Source organism: Exiguobacterium sp. s59, from assembly GCF_018617475.1.
Classification (GTDB): domain Bacteria; phylum Bacillota; class Bacilli; order Exiguobacteriales; family Exiguobacteriaceae; genus Exiguobacterium; species Exiguobacterium aestuarii.
Genome location: NZ_JACSKG010000002.1, coordinates 298,309 through 321,234 on the forward strand (window position 1 = coordinate 298,309; position 22,926 = coordinate 321,234).

Sequence of the window (22,926 nt, forward strand, 5' to 3'; positions counted from 1 at the left end):
ATGTGTAAAAATGCTTCTCGTCTTCACGCTTTTTTCTTCGTTCCCCGAAACGCAAAAAACATCGCAATCCCGATACCGATTCCGAGCCACCAGTTATCAAGGGTCAGACCAAAGACGACGGCGAACACGACGGCGACCGGGATAGATAAGTATCCACGTTGTTTCATCTTTATTTCCTCCTCTCTTCATCACTTCTCTATTCCCAAAATTGAATCGCTTTACATCACGAAATGAAAAACATCCGACTGATCGAATCAGTCAGACGTCAATGGAAAGGAGGTTTGTGGCAAAGGACAACTCGTTCGGGTATGAAGCTCGATTGTGAAGGTCGTACCCTCACCGTAAACGGAATCCGCATGGATGCCCCAACCATGGGCTTCTGCGATTCGTTTACAGATCCTTAGACCGAGCCCCGTACCTTTGATCGATTGGTGGGCGGCGGAGTCGACACGATAATATTCATCAAAGACATATGGGAGCGCATCAGCCGGAATTCCAATGCCGGTGTCTGATACGGACAAGACGACCGTATCGCCACATTCCTCGACTTGTGTATGGACCGTGCCCCCATCTGGAGAATATTTGATGGCATTGCCAATCAAGTTATGGAGCAATTGCCGTAACTTTTCTTCGTCGGCTTGAATCCAGACGTCATTCGTTTCAAACGTAACCGTATGAAGCGGCGAGGTCGTTTGATAACCCGACATGACATCTTCTAATAGCGGACGGAGTGCGAATGTCGTCACGGTCAATTGTTCGGCCGTATAACTCTCTTTTTGATAATCGAGAAAGTTATCGACGAGTCGCTCGAGCCGCTCCGATTCTTGTATCACTTGCTCTAGCATATGATACGACTTCTCAGAACCTTCATGTCGCGCCATCAATAATTCGGTATAGCCATGGATGGCGGTCAAAGGAGTACGGAAGTCGTGGGACAGCTCAGCAAGGAAAGCATCTTTTCGTTCTTCAAACCGAACGGCTTCCGTTTGGTCCCGCCACATGATGAAGACGCCCCGAGGTGTCCGAGTGAAGTTGAAGATAAGGTGGAGCGTTCGGTCGTCGAACTGAAGACGACGCGATGTCATACTTGGCCATTTCTCTGTCTCGCACTCCAGCAATTCTTGAATCAAGTGAGTGACTTGGGATATATCTGCGCCATGCGCTTCAAACGTCGTATAGAGAAAACGCGTCAATGCTTCCGTCGTGGGGAAGGATTGGGTCGTCATGGATGGACACCAGTGACGAAGGAGATGATTCGTATAGAGACGGTGTTTCGAGAAATCGATATAACACATCGCATCTTGTACTTCTTCCACAATGGAAGCGATGGAGAACGTTTGACGGTCCTGTTTTTGACGAGCGGATCGCTTTTGCCTAACCCTACGAAATCGGCGCATCCACTTACCTCCTCGCAATCATTTGTACATTCATTCACAACAAGTATACGACATTTGAGGAAGAATCCCTATACAGGCAATAGTCCTAACAGAAACGTACCAAAATTGGGATGGATCGACGAGACGATACGAAAACCTCTCCGCATAGCAAGCGGAGAGGTCGGCTTTAGTCCGTGACTTTCAGTTGTCCCATCATTCCGTTCTCTTCATGTTCGAGGATGTGACAATGGTACATGAACGTGCCGGTTTCAGTGAAGGTAAGTTCAATCTTCACTCGCTCATCTGGAGAAACGGCCACCGTGTCTTTCCAACCTTTCTCATGGTCGGCTGGCGGGTTACCATCTCGACTGATGATTCGGAATTGGACACCATGAATATGGAAGGGGTGCGTCATCCCACCCATCATATCCGGTTTGTTTTCAATCTCCCACACTTCGGTGTCTCCGCGTTTCGCTTCGATATCGGTACGGTCCGGGTCATATGTCTTTCCGTTGATGGATACCATATTGCCCATCCCGAACAGCGTGAGTCGGCGGTCGGTCTTCTCATCTGTAGAGAGCTCGATTGTTTCGCTCGTCGGCATGTCGATGGACGTCTTGTCGAGTTCACCAATACGAAACGTAGTGAACGGGACCCCATTCGCTTCTAAAGCAACGTTATCTTTTACTTGTGAGAAATCAATCAGCACCTCGGCCCGTTCGCCTGGCGTCAACGAGACGGTCTTCATCGGTACTGGGCGTTCCAATAGACCGCCATCTGTTGCGATTTGCGTCATCATCTCTCCGTTCGATAGGGTAAAGTCAAAATCACGCGCGTTCGAACCGTTGACAAGTCTCACTCGGAGCGTCTCAGTCTGAACATCGAACGTGGTATTGACGGCTCCGTTCGCAAGAATCGTATCCCCGGTTGTTCCGTCGACATTCATGTGGGCATCGTAATCCAATTCCCCGTTTTTAGTAAACAATCGGTCTTGTACGATGAGCGGGATATCGTCGACCCCGTATTCGTTTGGAAGGCCGCTTTGTGCATCGTCGGTCACATAGAGGAGACCAGCGAGTCCCTTGTAAACTTGTTCGGCTGTCGATCCCATCGGATGGGGGTGAAACCAAAGCGTGCTAGGCTCTTGGTCGATGTCGAGTCGAACTTGTGCACGTTCACCCGCAGGCACCGCTTGATGTGGCCCCCCGTCCATTTCAGCAGGGATGACAAGACCGTGCCAGTGGAACGTTGTCGGTTCGTCCAATCGGTTGATTGTATCAATCACGACCGTCTTTCCTTTCGGCAGCTCGAGCATCGGTCCGAGTAAGTCGCCGTTATATCCGAGCGTTTCTGTCGATTTTCCATCTTGAAAAAAGCGTGACGTTCCTTCATCCGCTACTACCGTATAATAGATGGCACTCTTCGTGACGCGATCTGGCTTTAATGGCGTTGGAATCGGAAGTGGTTGTTCCGGTTCGTCAGATGCCTCGAGTTCTTGGGTAGTTCCGTGTCCCATCGGCCCGCTATTACCATTCCCCATCATGTGATCATCCATCTGTTCAAACGCCGAATTGTCGCCCCACATATGATTCATATTGTTCATGTTCCATCTTCCATTGAATAAGACGAACAGTAGAACGAGAATGATTCCAATCAATATCCCGATCAAGAGGAACCACATTCCTTTTGATTTCATAATGTAACACTCCTTTTGTGATCAGTCCTTACTCTGTTTTACCACCTAAATGTGAAAGAAACATGAAAGTCAAAATCCGTTTATCCTGATACCGCACAGGGGTATACAACTCGTGTAAAGGAGAGGATATTATGATGGAACATGAGCACCATGAACACCATGAGGAAAGTCACGATTCTCATCATGGCGGACACGGACATGAGCATATGATTGACGATTTCAAACGACGTTTTTTCGTATCGCTCGGTCTGATGATTCCGATTTTGTTGTTGTCGGACATGATTCAAGAATGGCTTCGGTTTGAACTTGATTTCCCGTTTGAAAAAACAATCTTGTTTGTGTTGTCAACGATTGTGTACGTATACGGTGGATGGCCGTTCTTGAAAGGGAGTGTGGAGGAGCTGCGGGATCGTAGTCCAGGCATGATGATGCTCATTGGCTTGGCGATCAGCGTCGCTTACTTTTATAGTGCGGCTGTCGTTTTCGGATATGGAAGTGGGCATGACTTCTTTTGGGAACTCGCTTCACTCATTGTGATCATGTTACTCGGTCACTGGATTGAGATGCGCTCTGTCATGGGTGCGTCGAATGCGCTGGAACAACTCGTGCAACTCCTGCCGAACGAGGCGCATCGCATCAATGGGGAAGACACAGAAGACGTCCCCATCTCTGAACTAAAGGAAGGAGACCGGATTCTCGTCAAACCGGGGGAGCAAGTTCCCGTGGACGGGAAAATCGTGAAAGGACGGACGACCATCGATGAGTCGATGTTGACCGGCGAATCGGTCCCGGTCGAAAAGACAGAAGGCGAAGATGTCATTGCCGGTTCCATCAACCAAGAGGGCAGTTTGACGATTGAAACGATTGGTACGGGAGAAAGCACGTACTTATCAAAAGTGATCGAATTGGTGAGCGAGGCCCAAAAATCGAAGTCACGGGCTCAAAACTTGGCGAACCGTGCAGCGAAATATTTGTTCTATATCGCAATTGCGGCGGGGGTCATCACGTTCACGATCTGGTTTATGCTCGGATACTCGGTCGGGACAGCGGTCGAACGGATGGTGACGGTCATGGTCATCTCGTGTCCACACGCACTCGGACTGGCGACACCGCTCGTCGTTGCCGTCTCGACAGCGTTATCGGCGAAACAAGGTCTCCTCATCCGTAATCGGACTCAGTTTGAGGAAGCACGTCGACTCGATGCCGTCATCTTTGATAAGACCGGAACGTTGACGGAAGGAAATTTCGGCGTCACGGACGTACAAGCGAGCGCATCTTACACGGATGAAGATGTACTTCGGTTAGCAGGGGCTGTCGAACGGGAGTCGCAACACCCGCTCGCACAAGGGATTTTGCGAGAAGCCGAAAAACGAGAGTTGAAATTGTTGGCTGTCGACAACTTCGGGTCGATGACAGGTGTCGGATTAGAGGGGACGGTCGATGGTTCGCATATTCAAGTCGTCAGTCCCCGTCATATCCATGATCAGCATATTCAAATCGATGAGGAGACGTTCCGTCGACTCTCCGAGGAAGGGAAGACCGTCGTCTTTGTTTTGAAAGACGGAGAATGGGTCGGCATGATTGCGATGGCCGATTTAGTACGGGAAGAGGCGAAAGAGACCGTCGAGGCGCTTCGTGAAAAAGGTGTTCGTTCCATCATGTTGACGGGGGACAATGAAAAAGTTGCGCATTGGGTCGCGGGTCAGCTCGGAATCGACGACGTGTATGCCGAAGTGTTACCGGACGACAAGGCGAACCAAGTAAGGGATGTTCAAAAAGATGGTAGTAAAGTGGCGATGGTCGGAGATGGAATCAATGATGCTCCGGCACTTGCGCAAGCCGATGTCGGCATCGCCATCGGAAGTGGGACGGACGTTGCCGTCGAGACGGCAGACATCGTCCTCGTCCGCAGTAACCCGAAAGATGTGCTATCCATTCTAGAGCTATCACAAAACACATATCGGAAAATGATTCAAAATCTATGGTGGGCCGCAGGATATAACATCGTCGCCATCCCGCTCGCTGCAGGGGTGCTGGCTCCGGTCGGAATCATTCTGTCACCAGCCATCGGTGCTGTTTTGATGAGCTTGAGCACGGTCATCGTCGCCATCAACGCCCGACTTTTGAAGATTTAACAAGTTTTTCATCTTTAGCACGTATGCTAGATGGGATGCTATAGATGGAGGGATCGAGATGAAACGAACGTTGATGCTATCACTTTTACTGACGCCACTGCTTTTATCGGCTTGTGGTGCAAAGGAAGAATCGTCAGACACTAATCAATCAGAGAGTATGACGACAACTACAAAAGACGAGTGGCAACGCGTGGGAACGGATGAGATGGTGTCCCACATCCATGGGGCTGGATTTTGGCAAGACGACAACCGTCCGGTCATTGCAACGCATGCCGGATTGATGGAGTATCGAGAAGATGGCTGGTATACACTTCCGACGAATCGCCATGACTATATGGGCTTTGAACTCGTCGAGGACGGGTTTTATGCAAGTGGTCACCCGGATCGCCGAACGGACTATAAAAACCCGCTCGGTGTCATCTACGGGAAAGACCACGGTACGATGTTAGAAGTACGGTCACTCGAAGGAGAAGCGGATTTCCATTATATGAGCGCCGGATATGCGACAGAAACGTTGTACGTCTATTTAGAGGAGGCGACGTCCCAACTCGAGACAGGTTTCCATCGCTCGACAGATGGAGGGAAGTCATTTGAACCGATGCAGGTGAAAGGGATCGAAGGAGGACAAGTAGCAGGGATTGTCGCCGATGCGACGGATGCGGAGCGCGTCTTCTTGTACGGTCCGTCTGGCATCCTCGTTTCGAATGATTCCGGGGATTCATTTGAGCCACTTGTTGAGGCAGAACAAGTAGTCACGGTTGGAGCGGATGATGGGCAGTTGGCTTACGTCCGGCAGACAGACGGTTCTTTCGAAGGTGTTCGATTCAATTTAGAGGACGAGTCGACAGAGACGTTCAATCTTCCAGAACTTCAAACGGACGCTGTGCCAATCGAATTGGGCATCAAAGAGGAGCGCATGTTGCTTGTCGCATCGGATAATAGCGTATATGAGTATACAGACGGGGAATGGGAGATGCGCCTCGACAAAGGTGAGCTCAACTGATCAAAAGACGCCTTTCCATTACAGGATAGGCGTCTTTTTGTCGAGGGGAAGCGTGACGGTGAAAGAAGTACCCGATGCATCGGAGGATACCGTCAACGTCCCGCCGTGGCGAGTGACGATTTGATCGGCGATGGCGAGTCCGAGGCCACTACCACCGGTCTGTCTGGAGCGTGATTTTTCCACGCGATACAGCCTGTCAAAAATATGAGGCAAATCTTCTGTCGGAATGCCTTTCCCGTCATCGCTGATGGTCAAGACGAGGTGTGTGTCCGTGACGTGTGAGTAAAGCGAGACATGCGAGGCCTCGCTATGTTCAATCGCATTATGGGCGATAGAGCGGAAGACTTGAAGCATGCGGTGACGATCTAATGTAAGCGCGATATCTGGTTGTCCTGCGCTCGGTGAAGCATCGAAGCGAATCGTCGTCATCCGGAACATTGTATCGAGCATTCGGCGTAAGTCCGCACAAAACGTGGTGACGGTCACTTCTTCTCGATGCAACAAGAACGTGTTTTCATCGAGTTGTGCCAATTGAAACGCATTTTCGACGAGTTCGGTGAGCGAACGACTTTCTTCTAAAATGGTTTGAATCGATTGTTTGCGAAGTGATTCAGGCGTACTCTCTTTTGAAGCGATCTCGGCATACCCTCTCAAGTAGGTGAGAGGGGTCTTAATTTCATGCGAAAGATCGGAAAGGAACTGATGCCGTTCTCGTCGCAGTCGAGATAGTTCGACAGACATCGATTCGATTGAGCGGGCCAATTCGCCGATTTCATCGACTCGGTTCGTCGGCAATTGTAACTCGTCCGGGTTCGTGAGCACGTTCTCTGTCGCTCGTCTCAACGACTCAATCGGTTTTGAAATGAGACGGCTCAGGAGAATGAACGTCAGCACGGTCGTCACGAGTGCGATGGCCGTGATATATAGAAATCGCCATTGAAGGCGGTGACTGATCCCATGAATGATCTCGGTCGGTAAAAACATATAGACGTATCCATATCGTGTGCCGGCATCGTCCGTAATCGGTGTGCGGACACTCAAATACGGTTCGTTTTCCCAATCATCCTCTAGAACGGTCGTGTCATCAAAGGGACCAGTGCGTTTTTTCGAATCGACGGTGTCGACTAAGACTTGAGGAAAAGAGTGCGAAGTTTGTAGCGTATCATGAGCAGTATCGGTAATAGCGACTTTCGTGTCGGTCTCACTTTCCATGGTGGCCACATGACTGATCGTTTCTTCCGAAAAATTCATCGCCAATACGCTTGCATGGCTCTCGGCCCGAGATTCGAGACGATTGATTTCTTCTACCACGCGTTCCCCGAGTAACGTGTGATAGAGGAGAAGGAATAACACCCCTTCAATCAAGAGGGTGGATAGGAGAAAGACGAGGCTAATCCGAAACGGTAAACTGTTACGACTTCGCTTCATCCAGAACGCTCCTCGGTCCAACGATAGCCACGTCCCCAAACCGTCTTCAAATAGTCGTCGATTGGAAATCCAGCATCCCCTAACTTTTCTCGAATCATACGAATATGTGCATCGACCGTACGAGGGTCGGATTCGGCAGAATAGGGCCAGACGAGGTCATAGAGATCCAAGCGATTGAAAAGTCGATTCGGATGCTGGAGGAACAACTTCAGGATGGCCGTCGCTTTTGGGGTGAGGACGACCTCTTGTTCTTCATAAAGGATGCGTCCGCTCTCTTCGTCGTAACGGAGCGGACCATAATGGATATTCACAACCTTGCTTCGCCGTAAGACGGCACGGATCCGGGCGAGGAGCACGTTCCCATCGAATGGTTTGGTGACGTAATCATCCGCACCGGCATCTAGCCCTTGAATTGTCGTCTCATTGTCTGAACGTGCCGTCAACAAGACGACAGGCAATGTCGGATCGATCGTCTTCAGTTGACGACAAAGGGAGATACCATCCACTTCCGGCATCATGATATCTAAGAGGACAAGGTCCGGGCGTTCTTCAATTTGTTCGAGTGCTGAACGGGCATCGCTTGCTTCTAAACAAGAATAGCCATCGCTCTCGAGAAACAGACGAATCAAATGTCTCATTTTTTCTTCATCGTCCACAATGAGGATTTTCATCACGCATCCCTCCTTCCTGTTATCGTTCCGCGTGCTTCGCGTGATTTCCTTCCGGAACGAAAAGAGTCTGTAGTTGTTCATATGCACGTGTCACGTCTCGACAGTAAATAACTGGTACGCGCGCATCAATCGGTCGATCCGTAATGATAGCCACTGCACCGTTTCGGATAGCTGCTTTCACCAGGTCGACGCCGCGTTCATTGACGGGGCGATTACATACATATAAAAAAGTTTTATTTATTTTTTCTGGTGTCGTCCCGATTCCACGAATCGCCATCTCTTCCGGACGATCGAGATAGGACCACGATAAGACAGAATCCAATGTTGCCAGTACATCACGCAGTGTCACCTGTTGCATCAATGTTCCCCTTCCTTGCATAATCTCAATTTCATCAGTCTACCCTACGTTTGTGAAAAAGAAGTGAAAGCTTTGGAAAACACGCTATGACTGAGAAAGATGCAGGTTTGAGTGCAGAACAAGTAGGTAAAAGTACTTCTACATGCATAACTAGAAAGGGTGAACGAGATGAAATCGTACGGGAAATTTGGAATCATGATTGCGGTCTCTACGTTTATTATGTATTGGCTCATGTATTTGAACGTCTTTCAAATCAATCATATCTTCTACAGTCAGACGAGGTTGTATATGGCGCTCATCATGGGATCGGTCATGGCATTCGTCATGCTTCTCTTTATGTGGGGGATGTACAAGAACAAAACACTTAATTTTATCATCCTAGGGGTCAGTGCCCTCGTCTTCAGTGGCTCGCTCTGGCTCGTACGCAGTCAGACGACGGTCGATGACGTCAGTTGGATGAAGGCAATGATTCCCCACCACTCCATCGCCATCTTGACAAGTGAGCGTGCTGAAATCGAAGACCCGCGTGTGAAAGAACTGTCTGAAGAGATCATCAAGGCGCAGCGCCGTGAAATTGAAGAGATGAAGCAACTGATCAAAGATTTAGAGGATGAAGAAGAGAACGCAGAAGAGAATCAAGAGTAACAGGCATACACAGTCATGATTGACTGTGTATGTTTTTTTGATTTTAGGAAAAATGAGGGAAGTAAGTTAGAATTTGTTTTCCTTTATTTGAAATATAAATGACATATTTGTCGATTCGTTTTGGTGGTAAAATTTTTTCATCAAGATAATATAAAAAATAAAAATTTAAATACATAATTGAAAGGATTTACCATACTATGAAACGAAAGATGCTTTCCCTCCTCTGTGCTGCGTTGCTCACCATCGGAATCTTCACTCCAGCCGGTACGCCTGCTGAAGCAGCGACCACGTATTATGTCAAAGTCACGACCAACAGTTTAAACGTCCGTTCGGGCCCAGGCACGACGTATGCGATCGTTGGAAGCGCGAAGTTAGGCCAGTCGTTCAAGTATCTCGGCGTAAGCGGGGGATGGACGAAAATCAACTTTAACGGGACAGCCCGTTACGTATCGAGTACATATGTGAAGAAGTATAGTGTGACGACACTCTCGACGACGTCGACAGCAAAAATGATCATCCCGACAAAAGGAACGTTAACGCAAAAATACGGTCCAGCGAGCGGACAATACGGCTACACGTTCCATAACGGCATCGACTTGGCGGCACCGAGAGGGACTCCAGTCGTTGCGGCTGCATCTGGACAAGTTATCGTCGCCCGGAACTACGGGGCATATGGGAATCACATCATGATGACCCATCAGTTAAATGGCCAAACATACATCACGGTATACGCACACCTCGACCGCCTCAATGTCGTCAAAGGACAGACGGTCGCAAAAGGGGCAACAATCGGAGCAGTTGGCAACACCGGCAACTCATTCGGAAACCATCTCCATTTTGAAGTACATCGGAACAGCTATGTATATAGCAGTTCATCGCCAGCAAACAGTATTAATCCGTATACGATGTTTTAACGTAAAAGCACGCGCCCCATATTTGGGAGCGCGTGCTTTTACGTTAATGGATGGTCGTTCGTTTGTTCCGTCCGATTTGGTTGGCGACGACGAGGCTGACACCAAGGACGACACCAAACACCAGTCCGAATAGGTTGTTGAAGAGTAACATGAGGATGATCCCGAAAACGAGACCGATACTCATGAGGCCAATCCGATCAAACATAGTGAATCCCCTTTTCTGTAGTTGTGCACCTCATTGATTACCCGATTTTCAAAGAAAGAACACCGACGAAATGGATCGATTGATTCATTATACGTGTTTGGACGAACTAGGTTTCGTTTTGTAGAAACTATAGAGGACGCTAATCAAGATGACGAGAATGATTGTCCCGAGCGACATCCAAATCGGCATCTTGTACACATCGCCCGAGATCATCTTCGCCCCGATAAAGACGAGCATAAAGCTGAGACCATGTTTCAAATAGTAGAAACGGTCGATCAAGTTGGCGAGGACGAAGTAGAGACTACGGAGTCCAAGAATCGCCATGATGTTCGCATAGAAGATGATATACGGGTCACGCGAATACGCGAAGCTCGCGGCGACCGAATCGACGGCAAAGACGATATCCGACAATTCGATGAAGATGAGCGCGATGAAGAGCGGCGTGAAGAACAACTTCCCATTGATTCGCTTCGTGAACTTCCCTGATGAAATGTCTTGCGTGATCGGAAGGCGTCGCTCGAGCCAACGAATCGTCTTGTTCTCCTCGAGCGACTCGTCTTTCCCGATATTTTTATACATCATCCACCCTGTATAGACGAGGAACGCTCCGAACACGTAATAGACCCAACCGAAGTTTTCTAAAAGCGATACCCCAGCGACGATGAAGACGGCGCGGAAGAAAATGGCTCCGAGAATTCCCCAGAATAACACTTTGTGCTGATACTTGAGCGGGATGGCGAAGTAGGCAAAGACGAGCGAGAAGACGAACACGTTATCAATTGCGAGTGCTTTTTCGATGAAGTATACACTCGCATATTCTGTCGCCGCCGTACTACCTTGCGTGTAGAACAACCAACCTCCGAATACGATTGCAATTCCGATCCAGACAAACGTCCATGTCCATGCCTCACGGAGCGAGACTTCGTGTGCCTTACGGTGGAACACCCCGAGGTCAAGCGCGAGCATAAAGATGACGATGAGTAAAAACCCGATGAGTAGGGTCAATAACAATTCCTCCTTTTAAGTTCGTATGAACTTCTATATCATTAATTTAAGTTCATTTGAACTCAAAGTCAAGAGGTCAATGAAAAAACCACTCTCTAAAGAGTGGTTCATGAAGTGAATCTTTCAATCTGCAAGTTGTTCGATGTCTTTCACGACATCTCCGAGTGTAATCTGTTCAAGTACACGTTCCATTGCAGATTGGGCGGTTATAAAGATGGGTTCGATCGTTGTTTGGATATTTCTTCCGACTGGACAAGCGGGATTTGGTTGGTCATGAATCCCGAACAATTCATTCGGTTCAACGACAGAAACAGCTTGATAGATTTCGAGAAGTGAGATGGCGTTTAGTGATTTTTTTAGGGTTGCGCCGGCCACACCGGGTTTGACCTGAATCAATTCAGCTTTTTTCAACATAGCCATAATCTTTCGGATAAGGGCAGGGTTTGTATTTACGCTCCGCGCTAAAAAATCTGATGAGATGACTTCTGGTGGTGAAAGCGCGACAAGAGTCAGCATGTGGATGGCCACCGAAAAACGACTACTGATTGTCATAAATCTCTCCCTTTCTATTCATACGTGTAAACAACTTTGTTACATGTTTAGTATAACAGGGAAAGAGTAATTGACAAATGAGTTACCTGTAATTATGATGGTTACATGTAATTGATTCGATTACAAGTTGAAGGAGGAAAATAAAATGAAATATTTAATTACTGGGGCAACCGGTAAATTAGGGTCGAAAATTGTAGAGGAGTTACTGAAGTCAATCGATGCGAGCGACCTTGCTGTCAGCGTACGGAATCCAGAGAAAGCAGCATCGCTTAAAGAACGTGGGGTCGACGTACGCCACGGTGATTTCGATCAGCCGGACACACTCGATGAAGCGTTCAAAGGTGTCGAGCGTCTGTTGATCATCTCGGCAGATGGAGACAATGACACACGGATTCGTCAACATACGAACGCAGTCGAGGCGGCGAAACGGGCAGGTGTCTCATTTATCGCCTATACGAGTCTCGCCGATGCGACAGATAGTGAGAACTTGATGGCACCCCCACATGTCGTCACAGAGGAAGCGATTGTGGAATCTGGGATTCCGTATGCGTTCTTACGCAACAACTGGTACTTAGAGAACGAGTTGTCGAGTATTCAGGCAGTGCTTGATGGGGCACCGTGGATCACGGCGGCTCGGGATGGGAAGGTCGGCTGGGCACTTCAACAAGACTATGCAGAAGCGGCGGCGAACGTCCTGTTGAAAGAACAGCAGGAGAGTGCGGTATATGAATTGTCGGGACCGCTCCATACGCAGCAAGATCTCGTCGATGCATTGAGTGAGGTGCTTGGTCGCGACGTTGCGATGCAAGAGTTGAACCTCGAAGCGTATGAAGAAACGATGCGCGGGGCAGGACTACCTGATGACGTGGTCGCACTTCTCGCTGGCATTCAGCGTAGCATCCGTCAAGGAACGCTCGAGATTCACGAGAGTGACTTTGAACCGGTTCTCGGACGTCCGGTCACACCGCTCACTGAAGGGATTCGTCAACTGATCGACCGATAAACAACATTCCCCCGACCAAACGGTCGGGGGAATTTGTGTTAGGCACGAGATGCGTGATTTTCGAGTTGTGTCGTCACATCTTCAAGTGCGTTCGCTGTGACGGCGAGTCGGTCCGACATGGTGCTGAGCTCTTTTTGGATGGCGACTTGTTCTTCGGTTGCGGCGGCGACATGGTGAATCTGTTGCTGGAGTTCGCTTGCCGCATACTTTGTCGATTCGAGGCGTGTTTCGAGCGTTTCCATCTGGGCCGTCACGTGTTGCCGCGTCTCTTGAATCGACGCAATCTGTGCATCGATTTCAGACACGTCTTCTGTAAGGCGGCCGAAGACGGCCGTCACGTCGTTCGTGACGGTTTGACAGTTCTCTGTCGCTTCTTTAAACAAGTGGGCGGATTTCGATACGACCGCCGTATCCTCCATTAATCCGCCAAGGACACGTGTCATCTCGGACGCATATTCTCGGGACTGCACGGCGAGTTTTCCGACTTCTGAAGCGACGACCGCGAATCCACGACCGGCCTCTCCGGCACGAGCCGCTTCAATCGAAGCGTTCAAGGCGAGCATATTCGTCTGTTCACTGATCGAGCCGACTTGCTGCAAGATGCCTTGGATTTCAGATGAACGATTCGACATCGTTGCGACAATTCGTTCGAGTTGTTCGGACTCGATGATGATTTCTTGCACTTTTTCTTCCATGTGACGCATATCCGTATTCCCGGAAAGGGCATCTTTCGCGATACGTGACGAGGCAGCGGCCGTCTGAGCCATTCGTTCTTGGATGAGTGCAGTGAGTGAACGGATCGATTGAATCTCATCCGCCCCTTGCATCATCGATGTTTGTTGCGATGAAGCGTGCGCAACGATTGGGTCGACGGTGATGGCGATCTGCTCGCCAGATTCGAGCGATTGGTTCGCAGCCGATTCGAGTTCCTCCGCATGTCCGTTTAAGGAATGGACGAGGGAACTGACATCCTGTATTGCTTGTTGAAGCAACGCTCGTGTTTCCTGTTCTTGTGTCTCGATTCGTTCCGATTCTTTGTTGCGGTAGTAAATCTGGGCGACGAGTACCGCACTGAGCAGGATCAAGTAGACAGCATGAATGAGCAACAAGCTGAACGGATAATCGCTCGTTCCACAAATCATCTCAGGGAATAAAGCATATCCCGCTAAATGCTGGACCGCAAAGATGCCAGCGCTGTAGAGGATCAAGTCGATGCGACGCATGAACGACAAGATCGCCAAGACGACAAAGATGGAAAAGTGATATTCGACGAGCCCTTGTCCACCGGCGACCGTCGAGATGCTCGCGAAGGTGAGCGTCAACATCATCCAGTGCGGGAACGTCTTCTGTTCTCGTTTCAAGCTGACGAACATCATCCCGAAAAAGACGAGTGGAAGAGCGAATAACACCCACGTCATAGTTGAATACACATAATCATCTGCACCGTTCCGTAAAATCGTATACGTATAGGCAAATTCTGTGAATCGGTGAAGCAAGTGGACAACAATCGACGTCATCACAATCAATAACGTCGTCAACAACATCAACTGATTTCGTTTCGTAAAACTCATGTTTCTTTCCTCACATTCTCGTGTTCATTTGTTGTAGCTCTATACATATCGGACGAAGTTCATCGAAGTTTATACGGATTGCATATTCAACGCACAACAAAAGGAGCACGAGGCTCCCTTTTACTATTTTTAATTCAAGCCTAACCACTTCTTTACCGGTTCACGGAAAATATACGTCACGACAATCAATCCGACGAAGACGAGTGCGGCGATGAAGATCGTGGTGACGCTACCTGACGCGAGGCTTGCTCCGAGAAAACTATAAGCGAACGTCCCGGGAATCATGCCAAGAACAGTCGCTGGGACAAAGGCACGGAAACGGACGCGGGAGATGCCTCCGGCGTAACTGAGTAAGTCGAAACTGACGAGCGGGATGAGCCGTAAGACGAACACATATAAGAAACCGCGACGCTCCATCTGGGTGAACAGCTTCTCCGACCAAGGATAACGGTCGACGTTAACGACCGAGCGTCCGAAGAAGCGTCCCATGACGTAACCGGTCGTCGCGGCAGCGGTCGCACCGATGATGATATAGAGTACTCCAGGCCAAACGCCGAATGCGAGACCGGCCCCAAGTGACAGCACAGATGTCGGTAAAAAGGCGACCGGACCGATAGCATAAAGAAAAATAAAGAATAACGGACCCCAAAAGCCAAACGACAAGACGATATCCCGTATGTCAGACGGACGCAACTCATAATGGAAATGGGTGATGTAGAACAACGTGCCAAATACGAGTAAAAACAAAGTGATTTTCAGCCAACGTGGCATGAGGCGCCCCTCCTTTTTTCTAAGCATACCGCATTCATCGTTCATGACAGAAAACGAATGTGCGAAAAAACCGAAGCGTTAGCCTCGGTTTCCTTCATAGCGTTGAATCCATTCATCGACAGATATTTTTTCGGCGAGTTCCCCGACCAAATCAAACGGGATCCGCTTCACGTTGTTGAAGCGAATACAGCTTTTCCCCATGTCGAGTTTCGTGGGGACGCGTTTTGCATACTCTTGTTCGAACCAAGCGAGTAGTTCAGGATCAGCGTAAATTCCCATATGATAAAGCCCGACATGGCGCTTTTGTGCGATCACGCTGATGAAGGGAAGGGGTGTACCCGGCGTCACGTGATAACCCGACGGATATCGTTCGAGCGGGACGACGTAATGGACACCATGTCCGTCCGTCGTCTTTTCAAACCCGTCAGGTAAATGGTCATCGATGACCTCAATCAGATGGATGAAGGAATCGAGCCGTGCCTCGTCCACGAGCATCGTCACGTCCATCATGATTCGCCTCCTCGTAAGATTTTCTCCATTTTCTTCCCCTTCGCCAATTCATCAATGAGCTTATCGAGATAACGGATTTCACGCATGAGTGGTTCTTCAACGTTCTCGACGCGCACCCCACAGACGACACCTTTGATGAGGGCGCGGTCTTCGTTTAAATGAGGCGATGAAGCGAAGAACGTATCAAAATCAACCTCGTCAGCAATCTGACGCGCGAGTCCGGTCTCGTCATACCCGGTTAACCACTCTATGATCGTGTCGACCTCTTCTTTCGTCCGTCCTTTTCGTTCGGCTTTAGCGACGTAGAGCGGATAGACGCTCGCGAAGCTTGTCGTGTAAATACGATGTGCCATCTGTCTCCCTCGTTTCGGTCATATTTTCTCTATTTTCTCATATTTCGACCGAAGCAGGTTATACCCATTCCAAAATTCCATTCAAATCGTCATAGATCGTATCGGGCGCAACATCGAACTCCTCGAACGGTAGGTCATTTCGGTTGATCCAAGCCGCATGGAAGCCGAAGTTTTTCGCCCCGGCGATGTCCCAGCCGTTCGACGATAAGAAGAGCACCTCGTCACGGCGAAGACCGGACGTCTTGAACCAGTGCATATAGGCGGCTGGCGTTGGTTTCGGTTGTTTGATGCCGTCGACGCTGACGACTTCATCAAAATAGTCGGAGAGTCCGGCGTTGTGAAGCAGCGCCTCAAGCATCTCATCCGTTCCGTTTGAGAGGATGACGGTCTTCATGTCATGTAGCTGTTTCAAGACAGACTCGACTTCTTCGTAAGGGGTGAGGTGCGCATATGATCCGATCAGGCGCTGTTCGATGTCCTCCGTCGCTTTTGCGTCATGGACGGCGAGTGCGTAACGGAGTGCGTCCCGGGTCACCGTATCAAAATCTTCGTAGCGACCCATCATGTGTCGCCAAAAGAAATACTCGAGTTGTTTTGTCCGCCATACTTGGCTGATGGCTGCTCCTTTTTCAGGGAACTCTTGTTCACAGGCGTCCTTCACCGAATGGACGTCAAACAAAGTGCCATATACGTCAAATACGATGGCTTTGATTGTTGGTTTCATAAGAACATTCCTCCTTCTGTGTCGTTATACCCGTCTTTTCAGAATATAATGGGGGAAAGGGGGCTCGATCATGTATATCCAAAACCGCTATTCCGTAGAAGATCAGGCAGATATTATAGCTTTTTTACATGCCCATCCGTTTGGTACGGTCGTGACGCATGACGGGGATAAACCGATTGCAACGCACGTCCCGTTACGATTCGATGAGGCGAACGGTCAACTGACGACCCACGTATCAAAAGCGAATCCGCAGTGGCGAACGATTGAAGAACAGGACGTTCTCGTCATCTTCCAAGGTCCGGACGCGTACGTGTCGGCGTCATGGTACGGACATGAGGACGTATCGACATGGAATTACCAAGCGGTACACGTATATGGACGTGCGACGATTCTCAATGAGACCGAGTTGATTGAAGAACTCGCAGGTTTGCTGAACGAGCACGAAGGAGAACGTGAACATGCGGTGCGATGGGATGATTTATCCGAACCGGTGAAGCGACAAATGCACGGCGTCGTCGGGTTTCGGATCGTCATTACCGACATTCAGGCAACGTTCAAGTTAAGCCAAAACCGAAACGACGTGGACCATGAACGCATCGTATCAGAGCTTGAAAAACAAGATGAACCGATTGCAGATGTCATGCGACGGCAGCGGAAATCTTGATCAACCTGTCCTAAAACGGCAGGTTTTTTCATTTTTTTGAACCGAATAGCGGTTGACATGACTTAGGAGCAGGTCTATACTCATAAATGATAATGATTATCAGTATCGGCAAAATACAGAGAAGTTCGAAAAGGAGAAAATCACGTGAACAACACATTCAAGAAATGGTTACATATGTTCATCTTTGCATCGGCATTTGCACTCATCTTAGCCGGTTGTGGTTCGGAAGAAGCTGAGAACGCTTCCACGAATGAGGGGACAGAAGAAGCGGCAGAAGGTTACCCAATCACAATCGAGCACGCATTCGGTGAAACAGTCATCGAAGAGAAGCCAGAACGTGTCGCAACGATCTCATGGGGGAACCATGATGTCGCACTTGCCCTCGACGTCGTACCGGTCGGATTCTCGGCTGCGAACTACGGGGTCCAAGACGACAGCGGCATGCTCCCATGGACAGCAGAGAAGTTAGAAGCACTCGGGGAAGAGAACCCGAACATCTACCAAGACACAGACGGATTAGACTTTGAAGCAATCGCAGATTCTAACCCGGACGTCATCTTGGCGGCCTACTCAGGCATCACGCAAGAAGACTACGACACGCTCAGCCAAATCGCACCGGTCGTGGCATACCAAGAAACTCCTTGGGTCACGTCATGGCAAGATATGGTTCGCTATGACTCACTCGCAATGGGACTTGGTGAAGAAGGCGAACAGTTGATCAAAGATACAGAGAAATTAATCACGGACAAAGCGACAGCCGTCCCTGAGATTGCCGGAAAGAAAGCCGCTTTCGTTTCGATGAGCGCGGAAGACCTTTCAAAATTCTATATTTACACGACAGGTGACCCACGCGGTGCCTTCATCGAAGAACTCGGGATGGAGTACCCACAAAACATTTTGGATGAAGCAGAAAAAGCAGACAGCTTCTACCTTGAGCTCAGTAAGGAAAACGCCGACATCTTGAACGACGTCGACATCTTCGTCACATACGGGAACGAAGACACGTTGAAGGCGCTCCAGGCAGACCCGCTCTACGGTAAAGTGCCAGCAATCGAACGTGGATCGGTCGTCTTGATCGAAGACAACACACCGCTCGCAGCGGCAGGAACGCCGACGCCACTCTCGATTGAATATACGATTGATGAGTACGTCTCACGCGTATCGGATGCGCTCGCGAAAGTAAAATGATGCAACATCAGGTGAAACAGATGCATACCCCGAAGTATTTCCCACTTCTTTTGGTTGGGACGCTCGTACTGACGGTTCTATGTATCGTGGCATCTCTTGCCTTCGGCTCAAGGACAGTCGGGTGGAATGAACTGCTGGACGGTTTATTCCGCCCGGCTGTTCAGTCGTATGAAGCGGACATCGTCCGAGAGCGGGTCGTCCGGACGATCTTCAGTTTCATGTGTGGCGCAGCGCTCGGTGTGGCGGGGGCACTCATGCAGTCGGTGACGCGTAACCCGATCGCCGACCCGAGTATTCTCGGGGTCAACACGGGCGCGGCGCTTGCCGTTGTCATCGGGATCGCATTTTTCAACATCTCGACGGCGAGTGCGTTCATCTGGTTTGCGCTCGTCGGGGCATTGTTGACGGCCATTTTCGTCTTCGGTATCGGCTCGCTCGGACGGGGTGGTGCGACCCCGCTCAAACTCGTCTTGGCGGGTGCAGCGACGAGTGCGGCATTATCGTCCCTCGTCATGGCGCTCATGATTCCACGCTCGAACGTCATGGACCAGTTTCGCTTCTGGCAAGTCGGAAGTGTCGGCGCGGGGAATGTCGATTCCATCTATACGTTTCTACCGTTCTTATTGATCGGTCTCGTGATTGCGGTCGTGACCGCACCTTCCTTGAACGCACTCGCGCTCGGAGAAGAGATGGCGAAGAGCCTCGGTGTTCGGACCGGGACATTGAAGCTGACGGCTTCGTTCGCGGGCGTCATTCTATGCGGGGCAGCGACGGCACTTGCTGGACCGATTGGCTTTATCGGGCTACTCGCCCCTCATTTGATTCGGCTCGTGCTCGGTCCGGACCAACGCTATCTCATGCCGATGTCTGCCCTCGCGGGTGCGATCATCTTGACCTTCTCGGACGTCATCGGGCGTTTACTCGGGAGTCCGGGCGAACTTGAGGTCGGAATCGTGACGGCATTCATCGGGGCACCGATTTTGATTCTATTGACGATGAAAGTGAAAGTAAGAGGACTATGATGCAACCAGCGATTGAACAAATCAGACAAGGACGCATGAAGCGTCGCCGTCGCTACGTCGGCATGACACTACTCTTGACCGTCATTGCGCTCACGCTGAGCGGCTTGATGCTCATGTTAGGCAATACGATTTATCCGGTCCAGGACGTCATCCGCGTCCTGCTCGGGGAAGACGTGAAGGGTGCATCGTTCGCCGTTGAGGTCCTTCGGTTACCACGTATGCTCGCCGGTGTTTTTGCGGGGGCAGCGTTCGGTGCGGCGGGGACGATCTTTCAGACGATGCTCCGCAACCCGCTCGCCAACCCGAACGTCATCGGAATCACGACCGGGTCGAGTGCGGCGGCCGTCTTCTGTATCGTCGTCCTGCAGTCGAGCGAGGCCATCATCTCGATTGCATCGATTATCGGAGGTCTCGTGACGGTGCTCGTCATCTACTTTCTCTCTAAAGGGGCCTCCTTCTCGATCGGTCGCCTCGTCTTGGTCGGGATTGGGATTCAGGCGATGCTCACAGCGGTCATCAATTACTTACTCCTCATCAGCCGACAAAATGATGTCGCCATGGCGATGCGGTGGTTGACAGGAAGCTTAAATGGGGCGAAGCTAGAGGAGTTGCCGCCTTTAATCATCACGGTACTCATCTGTTTACCGATTGTATTGTTACTCACCCGTCAGCTCGAGATGCTCGAGCTCGGTGAAATGGCGGCGACAGGGTTAGGGATCAATACGAACCAAACCCGATTGCTTCTCATCGTTGCGGCGGTGTTCATGCTCGCCCTCGCGACAGCGACGACGGGACCGATTGCCTTCATCGCCTTTTTGGCGGGGCCGATTGCCAAACGTCTCGTCGGGACGAGTCACGCCGGAATCTTGCCGGCAGCGCTTGTCGGCATCATCTTAGTGCTCGCGGCCGACCTCGTCGGACAATTCGCCTTCACGGCACGCTATCCGGTCGGTGTCATCACCGGTATCATCGGCGCGCCTTATCTCTTATACTTGTTGATTCGGATGAACCAGAAAGGGGACTTCTAAATGGCATCCATTATGAAAGTGGAACATCTCACCTCAGGGTATGAGGACAAGATAATTTTGAATGATATCAGCCTTGAAATTCCGAGCAACCAGATTAGCATCATCATTGGTGCGAACGGTTGCGGGAAGTCGACGTTACTGAAGACGATGGCACGCCTCATCAAGCCGAATGCCGGTCAAGTGACGCTTTACGATAAGCCGATCTCGAAGATGGCACCGAAAAAACTGGCGCGTGTCCTCGGGATGTTGCCACAGTCCCCGGTCGTACCGGAAGGGATCACGGTCGCCGATCTCGTCGGTCGCGGCCGTTACCCGCATCAATCGTTTTTAAAGGGATGGACGAAATCCGATTATGAGGCCGTCGCCGAGGCGATGGAGATGATGAACATCACGGAGTTCGCGGACCGTCCGATCGACGAGTTGTCAGGCGGACAGCGTCAACGCGTCTGGATCGCGATGGCGCTTGCCCAACAGACGGACGTCCTCTTTTTAGACGAGCCGACGACGTATCTCGATATTACGTATCAAGTCGAGATTCTCGACTTGTTGACGGACTTGAACCGAAAGTACGGGACGACGATTGTCATGGTGCTACACGACATCAACTTGTCGGCACGTTATGCCGACTACATCTTCGCACTCGACAAAGGGAAATTGATCGCCGAAGGGAAGCCATCGGACGTCATCACATGTGATTTGATCCATCGGGTCTTCAATCTCCGCTGTTCGGTCATGTGTGACCCGGTGTCGGGTTCACCGTCGGTCATTCCGATCGGTCGCCACCATGTACAGACAGAAACGGAAGAGGCGCCTGTCGCGCAGCTCGAGTTGGTATAACGAGAATCGAGAAGGAGCGAATGTTCCTTCTTTTTTTTGCATTGATGAAAGCGTTCTAAAAAGTCGTTGACTTCTCTTTGAGGCGGGTGTATGCTAAAAATCCTGCCCAAAAATGAGAGGCATGGGGACTGGCATCAGTTCATTCGATATTCGAGAGGAATGACTTAAGATGAACCAACAACAATTAGTCGAGCGCGCACGCCAATTGAAAGACAATGCGTATTCACCATATTCAAAGTTCCGCGTCGGAGCGGCACTTCTCATGAAGGACGGCACGGTCATCGATGGCGTCAACGTCGAGAACGTCTCGTTCGGAGCGACAAACTGTGCGGAGCGTACAGCCATCTTCACAGCGGTCGCACAAGGATATAAAAAAGGTGACTTCGAAGCGGTTGCCGTGTCTGGGGACACGGAAGACTTCTTGCCACCGTGCAGCATTTGCCGCCAAGTCATGGTCGAGTTCGGCGATCCTGACTTCAAAGTACTCCTCACGAACGGCAACGCCGATGTGAAAGAAGTGACGCTCGGGGAGCTTGTCCCGCTCGCGTTCACTGATTTGGATATGTGATAAAAAGCGCTGATTCTATCTGGAGTCAGCGCTTCTTTATTAGTTGCTTTGTTGTACAATAAAAAGTACAATAAAATAAAAGGAGTGAAAATGATGTCCACCATTACGTATAGTGACGCTAGAAAAAACTTCAAGAAAGTATTGGACCAAGTGCATGAAAATAGTGAGGCAATTGTTATCTCGCGTAAAAATAGTGAAAATGCAGTGATTATGTCCGAACAAGAATATGAAAGCTTGATGGAAACGATTTATTTGTTGCGTAGTCCTAAAAATGCTGAACGTTTATTAGATTCTATTAAACAAATTGAGAATAACGAAACAAAAGAAAGAAAATTGATGAATGAGTAGGTCTCTATTATTCACAGACAATGGCTGGGAAGATTATTTATACTGGCAAAAAGAAGATAAAAAGAAATTGAAACGTATTAATTCTTTGATTGAAGACGTAAGAAGAAATGGCAATTTAAATGGAGTTGGAAAACCAGAAGCTTTAAAAGGGAACCTACAGGGTTTCTATAGTCGGAGAATCGACTCGGAACATCGACTTGTCTATCGAGCAACAGATCAGCACGTCGAAATCTTACAGTGTCGCTATCACTATTCATGAATTAGACTCACATCACTTGGAGATGAGAGTCTTTTTTGACATTTCGAGAATGATCAAATAACGCAAGCGTATGGAAAATCACCTGAAATACG

Annotated in this window: 27 protein-coding genes; 13 read left to right on the forward strand and 14 right to left on the reverse strand. The window is 49.7% G+C overall.

The features are described 5' to 3' along the window. Positions 1-23 precede the first annotated feature (23 nt). From KNO91_RS04905 to KNO91_RS04915, 3 genes are all read right to left on the reverse strand, one after another. Positions 24-167: a hypothetical protein gene (locus KNO91_RS04905; RefSeq protein ID WP_026825140.1), complete on the reverse strand. Its 144-nt coding sequence runs from the start codon at positions 165-167 to the stop codon at positions 24-26. A gap of 87 nt (positions 168-254) precedes the next feature. Beyond that, entirely contained in the window at positions 255-1,397 is a 1,143-nt protein-coding gene (locus tag KNO91_RS04910; RefSeq protein WP_214793037.1) for a sensor histidine kinase, read from the reverse strand. Positions 1,398-1,563: 166 nt separating this feature from the next. Further along, positions 1,564-3,072 carry a multicopper oxidase family protein gene (locus tag KNO91_RS04915; RefSeq protein WP_214793040.1) on the reverse strand — a complete coding sequence of 503 codons (1,509 nt, stop codon included), beginning with the start codon at positions 3,070-3,072 and terminating at the stop codon, positions 1,564-1,566. A gap of 131 nt (positions 3,073-3,203) precedes the next feature. Between KNO91_RS04915 and KNO91_RS04920 the strand changes: the two genes are divergently transcribed. Together KNO91_RS04920 and KNO91_RS04925 are read left to right on the forward strand one after the other, a co-directional pair. After that, on the forward strand, positions 3,204-5,207 hold the full coding sequence (locus KNO91_RS04920; RefSeq protein WP_214793041.1) for a heavy metal translocating P-type ATPase: 2,004 nt from the start codon (positions 3,204-3,206) through the stop codon (positions 5,205-5,207). A gap of 58 nt (positions 5,208-5,265) precedes the next feature. Continuing rightward, positions 5,266-6,210, forward strand: coding sequence for a F510_1955 family glycosylhydrolase (locus KNO91_RS04925; RefSeq protein WP_214793044.1), 945 nt, complete (start codon positions 5,266-5,268; stop codon positions 6,208-6,210). Positions 6,211-6,228: 18 nt separating this feature from the next. On the opposite strand, the gene KNO91_RS04930 is transcribed toward KNO91_RS04925, so the two are convergent. The 3 genes from KNO91_RS04930 to KNO91_RS04940 are packed head-to-tail and all read right to left on the reverse strand — an operon-like array spanning position 6,229 to position 8,667. Further along, a complete protein-coding gene (locus KNO91_RS04930; protein WP_214786351.1) occupies positions 6,229-7,638 on the reverse strand; it encodes a sensor histidine kinase in 1,410 nt (469 codons plus the stop codon). Beyond that, a complete protein-coding gene (locus tag KNO91_RS04935) occupies positions 7,635-8,309 on the reverse strand; it encodes a response regulator transcription factor (protein WP_251126079.1) in 675 nt (224 codons plus the stop codon). Before KNO91_RS04935 ends, KNO91_RS04930 begins: the two co-directional genes overlap by 4 nt. A 19-nt stretch (positions 8,310-8,328) precedes the next feature. After that, positions 8,329-8,667, reverse strand: coding sequence for a hypothetical protein (locus tag KNO91_RS04940; protein WP_214793046.1), 339 nt, complete (start codon positions 8,665-8,667; stop codon positions 8,329-8,331). 168 nt (positions 8,668-8,835) lie between these two features. On the opposite strand from KNO91_RS04940, the gene KNO91_RS04945 reads away from it, so the two are divergent. Further along, entirely contained in the window at positions 8,836-9,312 is a 477-nt protein-coding gene (locus tag KNO91_RS04945) for a DUF305 domain-containing protein (protein ID WP_214793049.1), read from the forward strand. 197 nt (positions 9,313-9,509) lie between these two features. Continuing rightward, positions 9,510-10,226, forward strand: coding sequence for a peptidoglycan DD-metalloendopeptidase family protein (locus tag KNO91_RS04950; RefSeq protein ID WP_214816541.1), 717 nt, complete (start codon positions 9,510-9,512; stop codon positions 10,224-10,226). A 43-nt stretch (positions 10,227-10,269) separates the two neighbouring features. Here the strand turns inward: KNO91_RS04950 and KNO91_RS04955 are convergent, their stop codons facing one another. From KNO91_RS04955 to KNO91_RS04965, 3 genes are all read right to left on the reverse strand, one after another. Then, positions 10,270-10,431 carry a hypothetical protein gene (locus tag KNO91_RS04955; protein WP_214786356.1) on the reverse strand — a complete coding sequence of 54 codons (162 nt, stop codon included), beginning with the start codon at positions 10,429-10,431 and terminating at the stop codon, positions 10,270-10,272. 87 nt (positions 10,432-10,518) lie between these two features. Then, on the reverse strand, positions 10,519-11,436 hold the full coding sequence (locus tag KNO91_RS04960; protein ID WP_214793054.1) for a TerC family protein: 918 nt from the start codon (positions 11,434-11,436) through the stop codon (positions 10,519-10,521). A gap of 123 nt (positions 11,437-11,559) precedes the next feature. Further along, positions 11,560-11,988, reverse strand: a complete 429-nt coding sequence (locus tag KNO91_RS04965; RefSeq protein WP_214793056.1) for an Rrf2 family transcriptional regulator — start codon at positions 11,986-11,988, stop codon at positions 11,560-11,562. 145 nt (positions 11,989-12,133) lie between these two features. Here KNO91_RS04965 and KNO91_RS04970 point away from each other — a divergent pair, with 145 nt between their 5' ends. Further along, on the forward strand, positions 12,134-12,991 hold the full coding sequence (locus KNO91_RS04970; protein ID WP_214793059.1) for an SDR family oxidoreductase: 858 nt from the start codon (positions 12,134-12,136) through the stop codon (positions 12,989-12,991). Positions 12,992-13,029: 38 nt separating this feature from the next. Here the strand turns inward: KNO91_RS04970 and KNO91_RS04975 are convergent, their stop codons facing one another. The 5 genes from KNO91_RS04975 to KNO91_RS04995 form a co-directional block, all read right to left on the reverse strand. Next, the gene (locus KNO91_RS04975; protein ID WP_214816543.1) at positions 13,030-14,562 is read right to left on the reverse strand and encodes a methyl-accepting chemotaxis protein; all 1,533 of its coding nucleotides are present in this window, start codon (positions 14,560-14,562) and stop codon (positions 13,030-13,032) included. A gap of 129 nt (positions 14,563-14,691) precedes the next feature. Continuing rightward, positions 14,692-15,333, reverse strand: a complete 642-nt coding sequence (locus KNO91_RS04980; RefSeq protein WP_214786362.1) for a TVP38/TMEM64 family protein — start codon at positions 15,331-15,333, stop codon at positions 14,692-14,694. Positions 15,334-15,411: 78 nt separating this feature from the next. Continuing rightward, complete coding sequence (locus tag KNO91_RS04985) at positions 15,412-15,843, reverse strand: DUF1801 domain-containing protein (RefSeq protein ID WP_214816545.1); 432 nt, start codon at positions 15,841-15,843, stop codon at positions 15,412-15,414. Further along, on the reverse strand, positions 15,840-16,196 hold the full coding sequence (locus KNO91_RS04990; RefSeq protein WP_214816547.1) for a DUF2200 domain-containing protein: 357 nt from the start codon (positions 16,194-16,196) through the stop codon (positions 15,840-15,842). Before KNO91_RS04990 ends, KNO91_RS04985 begins: the two co-directional genes overlap by 4 nt. Before the next feature lie 58 nt (positions 16,197-16,254). Next, the gene (locus KNO91_RS04995) at positions 16,255-16,920 is read right to left on the reverse strand and encodes a haloacid dehalogenase type II (protein ID WP_214816549.1); all 666 of its coding nucleotides are present in this window, start codon (positions 16,918-16,920) and stop codon (positions 16,255-16,257) included. Between the two features lie 70 nt (positions 16,921-16,990). On the opposite strand from KNO91_RS04995, the gene KNO91_RS05000 reads away from it, so the two are divergent. The 8 genes from KNO91_RS05000 to KNO91_RS05035 all read left to right on the forward strand — a co-directional run bounded on the left by KNO91_RS05000 (position 16,991) and on the right by KNO91_RS05035 (position 22,834). After that, entirely contained in the window at positions 16,991-17,584 is a 594-nt protein-coding gene (locus tag KNO91_RS05000) for an FMN-binding negative transcriptional regulator (protein WP_214793080.1), read from the forward strand. Between the two features lie 144 nt (positions 17,585-17,728). Next, positions 17,729-18,772, forward strand: coding sequence for an iron-siderophore ABC transporter substrate-binding protein (locus KNO91_RS05005; RefSeq protein ID WP_371816636.1), 1,044 nt, complete (start codon positions 17,729-17,731; stop codon positions 18,770-18,772). Next, positions 18,769-19,794 carry a FecCD family ABC transporter permease gene (locus KNO91_RS05010; RefSeq protein ID WP_214816551.1) on the forward strand — a complete coding sequence of 342 codons (1,026 nt, stop codon included), beginning with the start codon at positions 18,769-18,771 and terminating at the stop codon, positions 19,792-19,794. Before KNO91_RS05005 ends, KNO91_RS05010 begins: the two co-directional genes overlap by 4 nt. After that, positions 19,791-20,822, forward strand: coding sequence for a FecCD family ABC transporter permease (locus KNO91_RS05015; RefSeq protein WP_214816554.1), 1,032 nt, complete (start codon positions 19,791-19,793; stop codon positions 20,820-20,822). Before KNO91_RS05010 ends, KNO91_RS05015 begins: the two co-directional genes overlap by 4 nt. Next, complete coding sequence (locus KNO91_RS05020; protein WP_214816557.1) at positions 20,823-21,659, forward strand: ABC transporter ATP-binding protein; 837 nt, start codon at positions 20,823-20,825, stop codon at positions 21,657-21,659. Positions 21,660-21,828: 169 nt separating this feature from the next. Further along, the gene (locus KNO91_RS05025; RefSeq protein ID WP_074035820.1) at positions 21,829-22,227 is read left to right on the forward strand and encodes a cytidine deaminase; all 399 of its coding nucleotides are present in this window, start codon (positions 21,829-21,831) and stop codon (positions 22,225-22,227) included. Between the two features lie 93 nt (positions 22,228-22,320). Continuing rightward, positions 22,321-22,575 (forward strand): type II toxin-antitoxin system Phd/YefM family antitoxin, encoded by a 255-nt coding sequence (locus KNO91_RS05030; RefSeq protein ID WP_214816560.1) that lies wholly within the window; start codon positions 22,321-22,323, stop codon positions 22,573-22,575. Continuing rightward, positions 22,568-22,834 carry a Txe/YoeB family addiction module toxin gene (locus tag KNO91_RS05035; protein WP_214816563.1) on the forward strand — a complete coding sequence of 89 codons (267 nt, stop codon included), beginning with the start codon at positions 22,568-22,570 and terminating at the stop codon, positions 22,832-22,834. The genes KNO91_RS05030 and KNO91_RS05035 overlap by 8 nt, the downstream gene beginning before the upstream one ends. Positions 22,835-22,926: the final 92 nt, after the last annotated feature.

Coding starts and splice junctions, on each gene's coding strand:
- KNO91_RS04905 (WP_026825140.1), bottom strand. CDS start 167: ATGAAACAACGTGGATACTTATCTATCCCGGTCGCCGTCGTGTTCGCC.
- KNO91_RS04950 (WP_214816541.1), top strand. CDS start 9,510: ATGAAACGAAAGATGCTTTCCCTCCTCTGTGCTGCGTTGCTCACCATC.
- KNO91_RS04955 (WP_214786356.1), bottom strand. CDS start 10,431: ATGTTTGATCGGATTGGCCTCATGAGTATCGGTCTCGTTTTCGGGATC.
- KNO91_RS04945 (WP_214793049.1), top strand. CDS start 8,836: ATGAAATCGTACGGGAAATTTGGAATCATGATTGCGGTCTCTACGTTT.
- KNO91_RS05035 (WP_214816563.1), top strand. CDS start 22,568: ATGAGTAGGTCTCTATTATTCACAGACAATGGCTGGGAAGATTATTTA.
- KNO91_RS04970 (WP_214793059.1), top strand. CDS start 12,134: ATGAAATATTTAATTACTGGGGCAACCGGTAAATTAGGGTCGAAAATT.
- KNO91_RS04930 (WP_214786351.1), bottom strand. CDS start 7,638: ATGAAGCGAAGTCGTAACAGTTTACCGTTTCGGATTAGCCTCGTCTTT.
- KNO91_RS04985 (WP_214816545.1), bottom strand. CDS start 15,843: ATGATGGACGTGACGATGCTCGTGGACGAGGCACGGCTCGATTCCTTC.
- KNO91_RS04990 (WP_214816547.1), bottom strand. CDS start 16,196: ATGGCACATCGTATTTACACGACAAGCTTCGCGAGCGTCTATCCGCTC.
- KNO91_RS04965 (WP_214793056.1), bottom strand. CDS start 11,988: ATGACAATCAGTAGTCGTTTTTCGGTGGCCATCCACATGCTGACTCTT.
- KNO91_RS04925 (WP_214793044.1), top strand. CDS start 5,266: ATGAAACGAACGTTGATGCTATCACTTTTACTGACGCCACTGCTTTTA.
- KNO91_RS05020 (WP_214816557.1), top strand. CDS start 20,823: ATGGCATCCATTATGAAAGTGGAACATCTCACCTCAGGGTATGAGGAC.
- KNO91_RS05025 (WP_074035820.1), top strand. CDS start 21,829: ATGAACCAACAACAATTAGTCGAGCGCGCACGCCAATTGAAAGACAAT.
- KNO91_RS04995 (WP_214816549.1), bottom strand. CDS start 16,920: ATGAAACCAACAATCAAAGCCATCGTATTTGACGTATATGGCACTTTG.
- KNO91_RS05010 (WP_214816551.1), top strand. CDS start 18,769: ATGATGCAACATCAGGTGAAACAGATGCATACCCCGAAGTATTTCCCA.
- KNO91_RS05030 (WP_214816560.1), top strand. CDS start 22,321: ATGTCCACCATTACGTATAGTGACGCTAGAAAAAACTTCAAGAAAGTA.
- KNO91_RS04915 (WP_214793040.1), bottom strand. CDS start 3,072: ATGAAATCAAAAGGAATGTGGTTCCTCTTGATCGGGATATTGATTGGA.
- KNO91_RS04975 (WP_214816543.1), bottom strand. CDS start 14,562: ATGAGTTTTACGAAACGAAATCAGTTGATGTTGTTGACGACGTTATTG.
- KNO91_RS04940 (WP_214793046.1), bottom strand. CDS start 8,667: ATGCAACAGGTGACACTGCGTGATGTACTGGCAACATTGGATTCTGTC.
- KNO91_RS05000 (WP_214793080.1), top strand. CDS start 16,991: ATGTATATCCAAAACCGCTATTCCGTAGAAGATCAGGCAGATATTATA.
- KNO91_RS05015 (WP_214816554.1), top strand. CDS start 19,791: ATGATGCAACCAGCGATTGAACAAATCAGACAAGGACGCATGAAGCGT.
- KNO91_RS04980 (WP_214786362.1), bottom strand. CDS start 15,333: ATGCCACGTTGGCTGAAAATCACTTTGTTTTTACTCGTATTTGGCACG.
- KNO91_RS04920 (WP_214793041.1), top strand. CDS start 3,204: ATGATGGAACATGAGCACCATGAACACCATGAGGAAAGTCACGATTCT.
- KNO91_RS04910 (WP_214793037.1), bottom strand. CDS start 1,397: ATGCGCCGATTTCGTAGGGTTAGGCAAAAGCGATCCGCTCGTCAAAAA.
- KNO91_RS04935 (WP_251126079.1), bottom strand. CDS start 8,309: ATGAAAATCCTCATTGTGGACGATGAAGAAAAAATGAGACATTTGATT.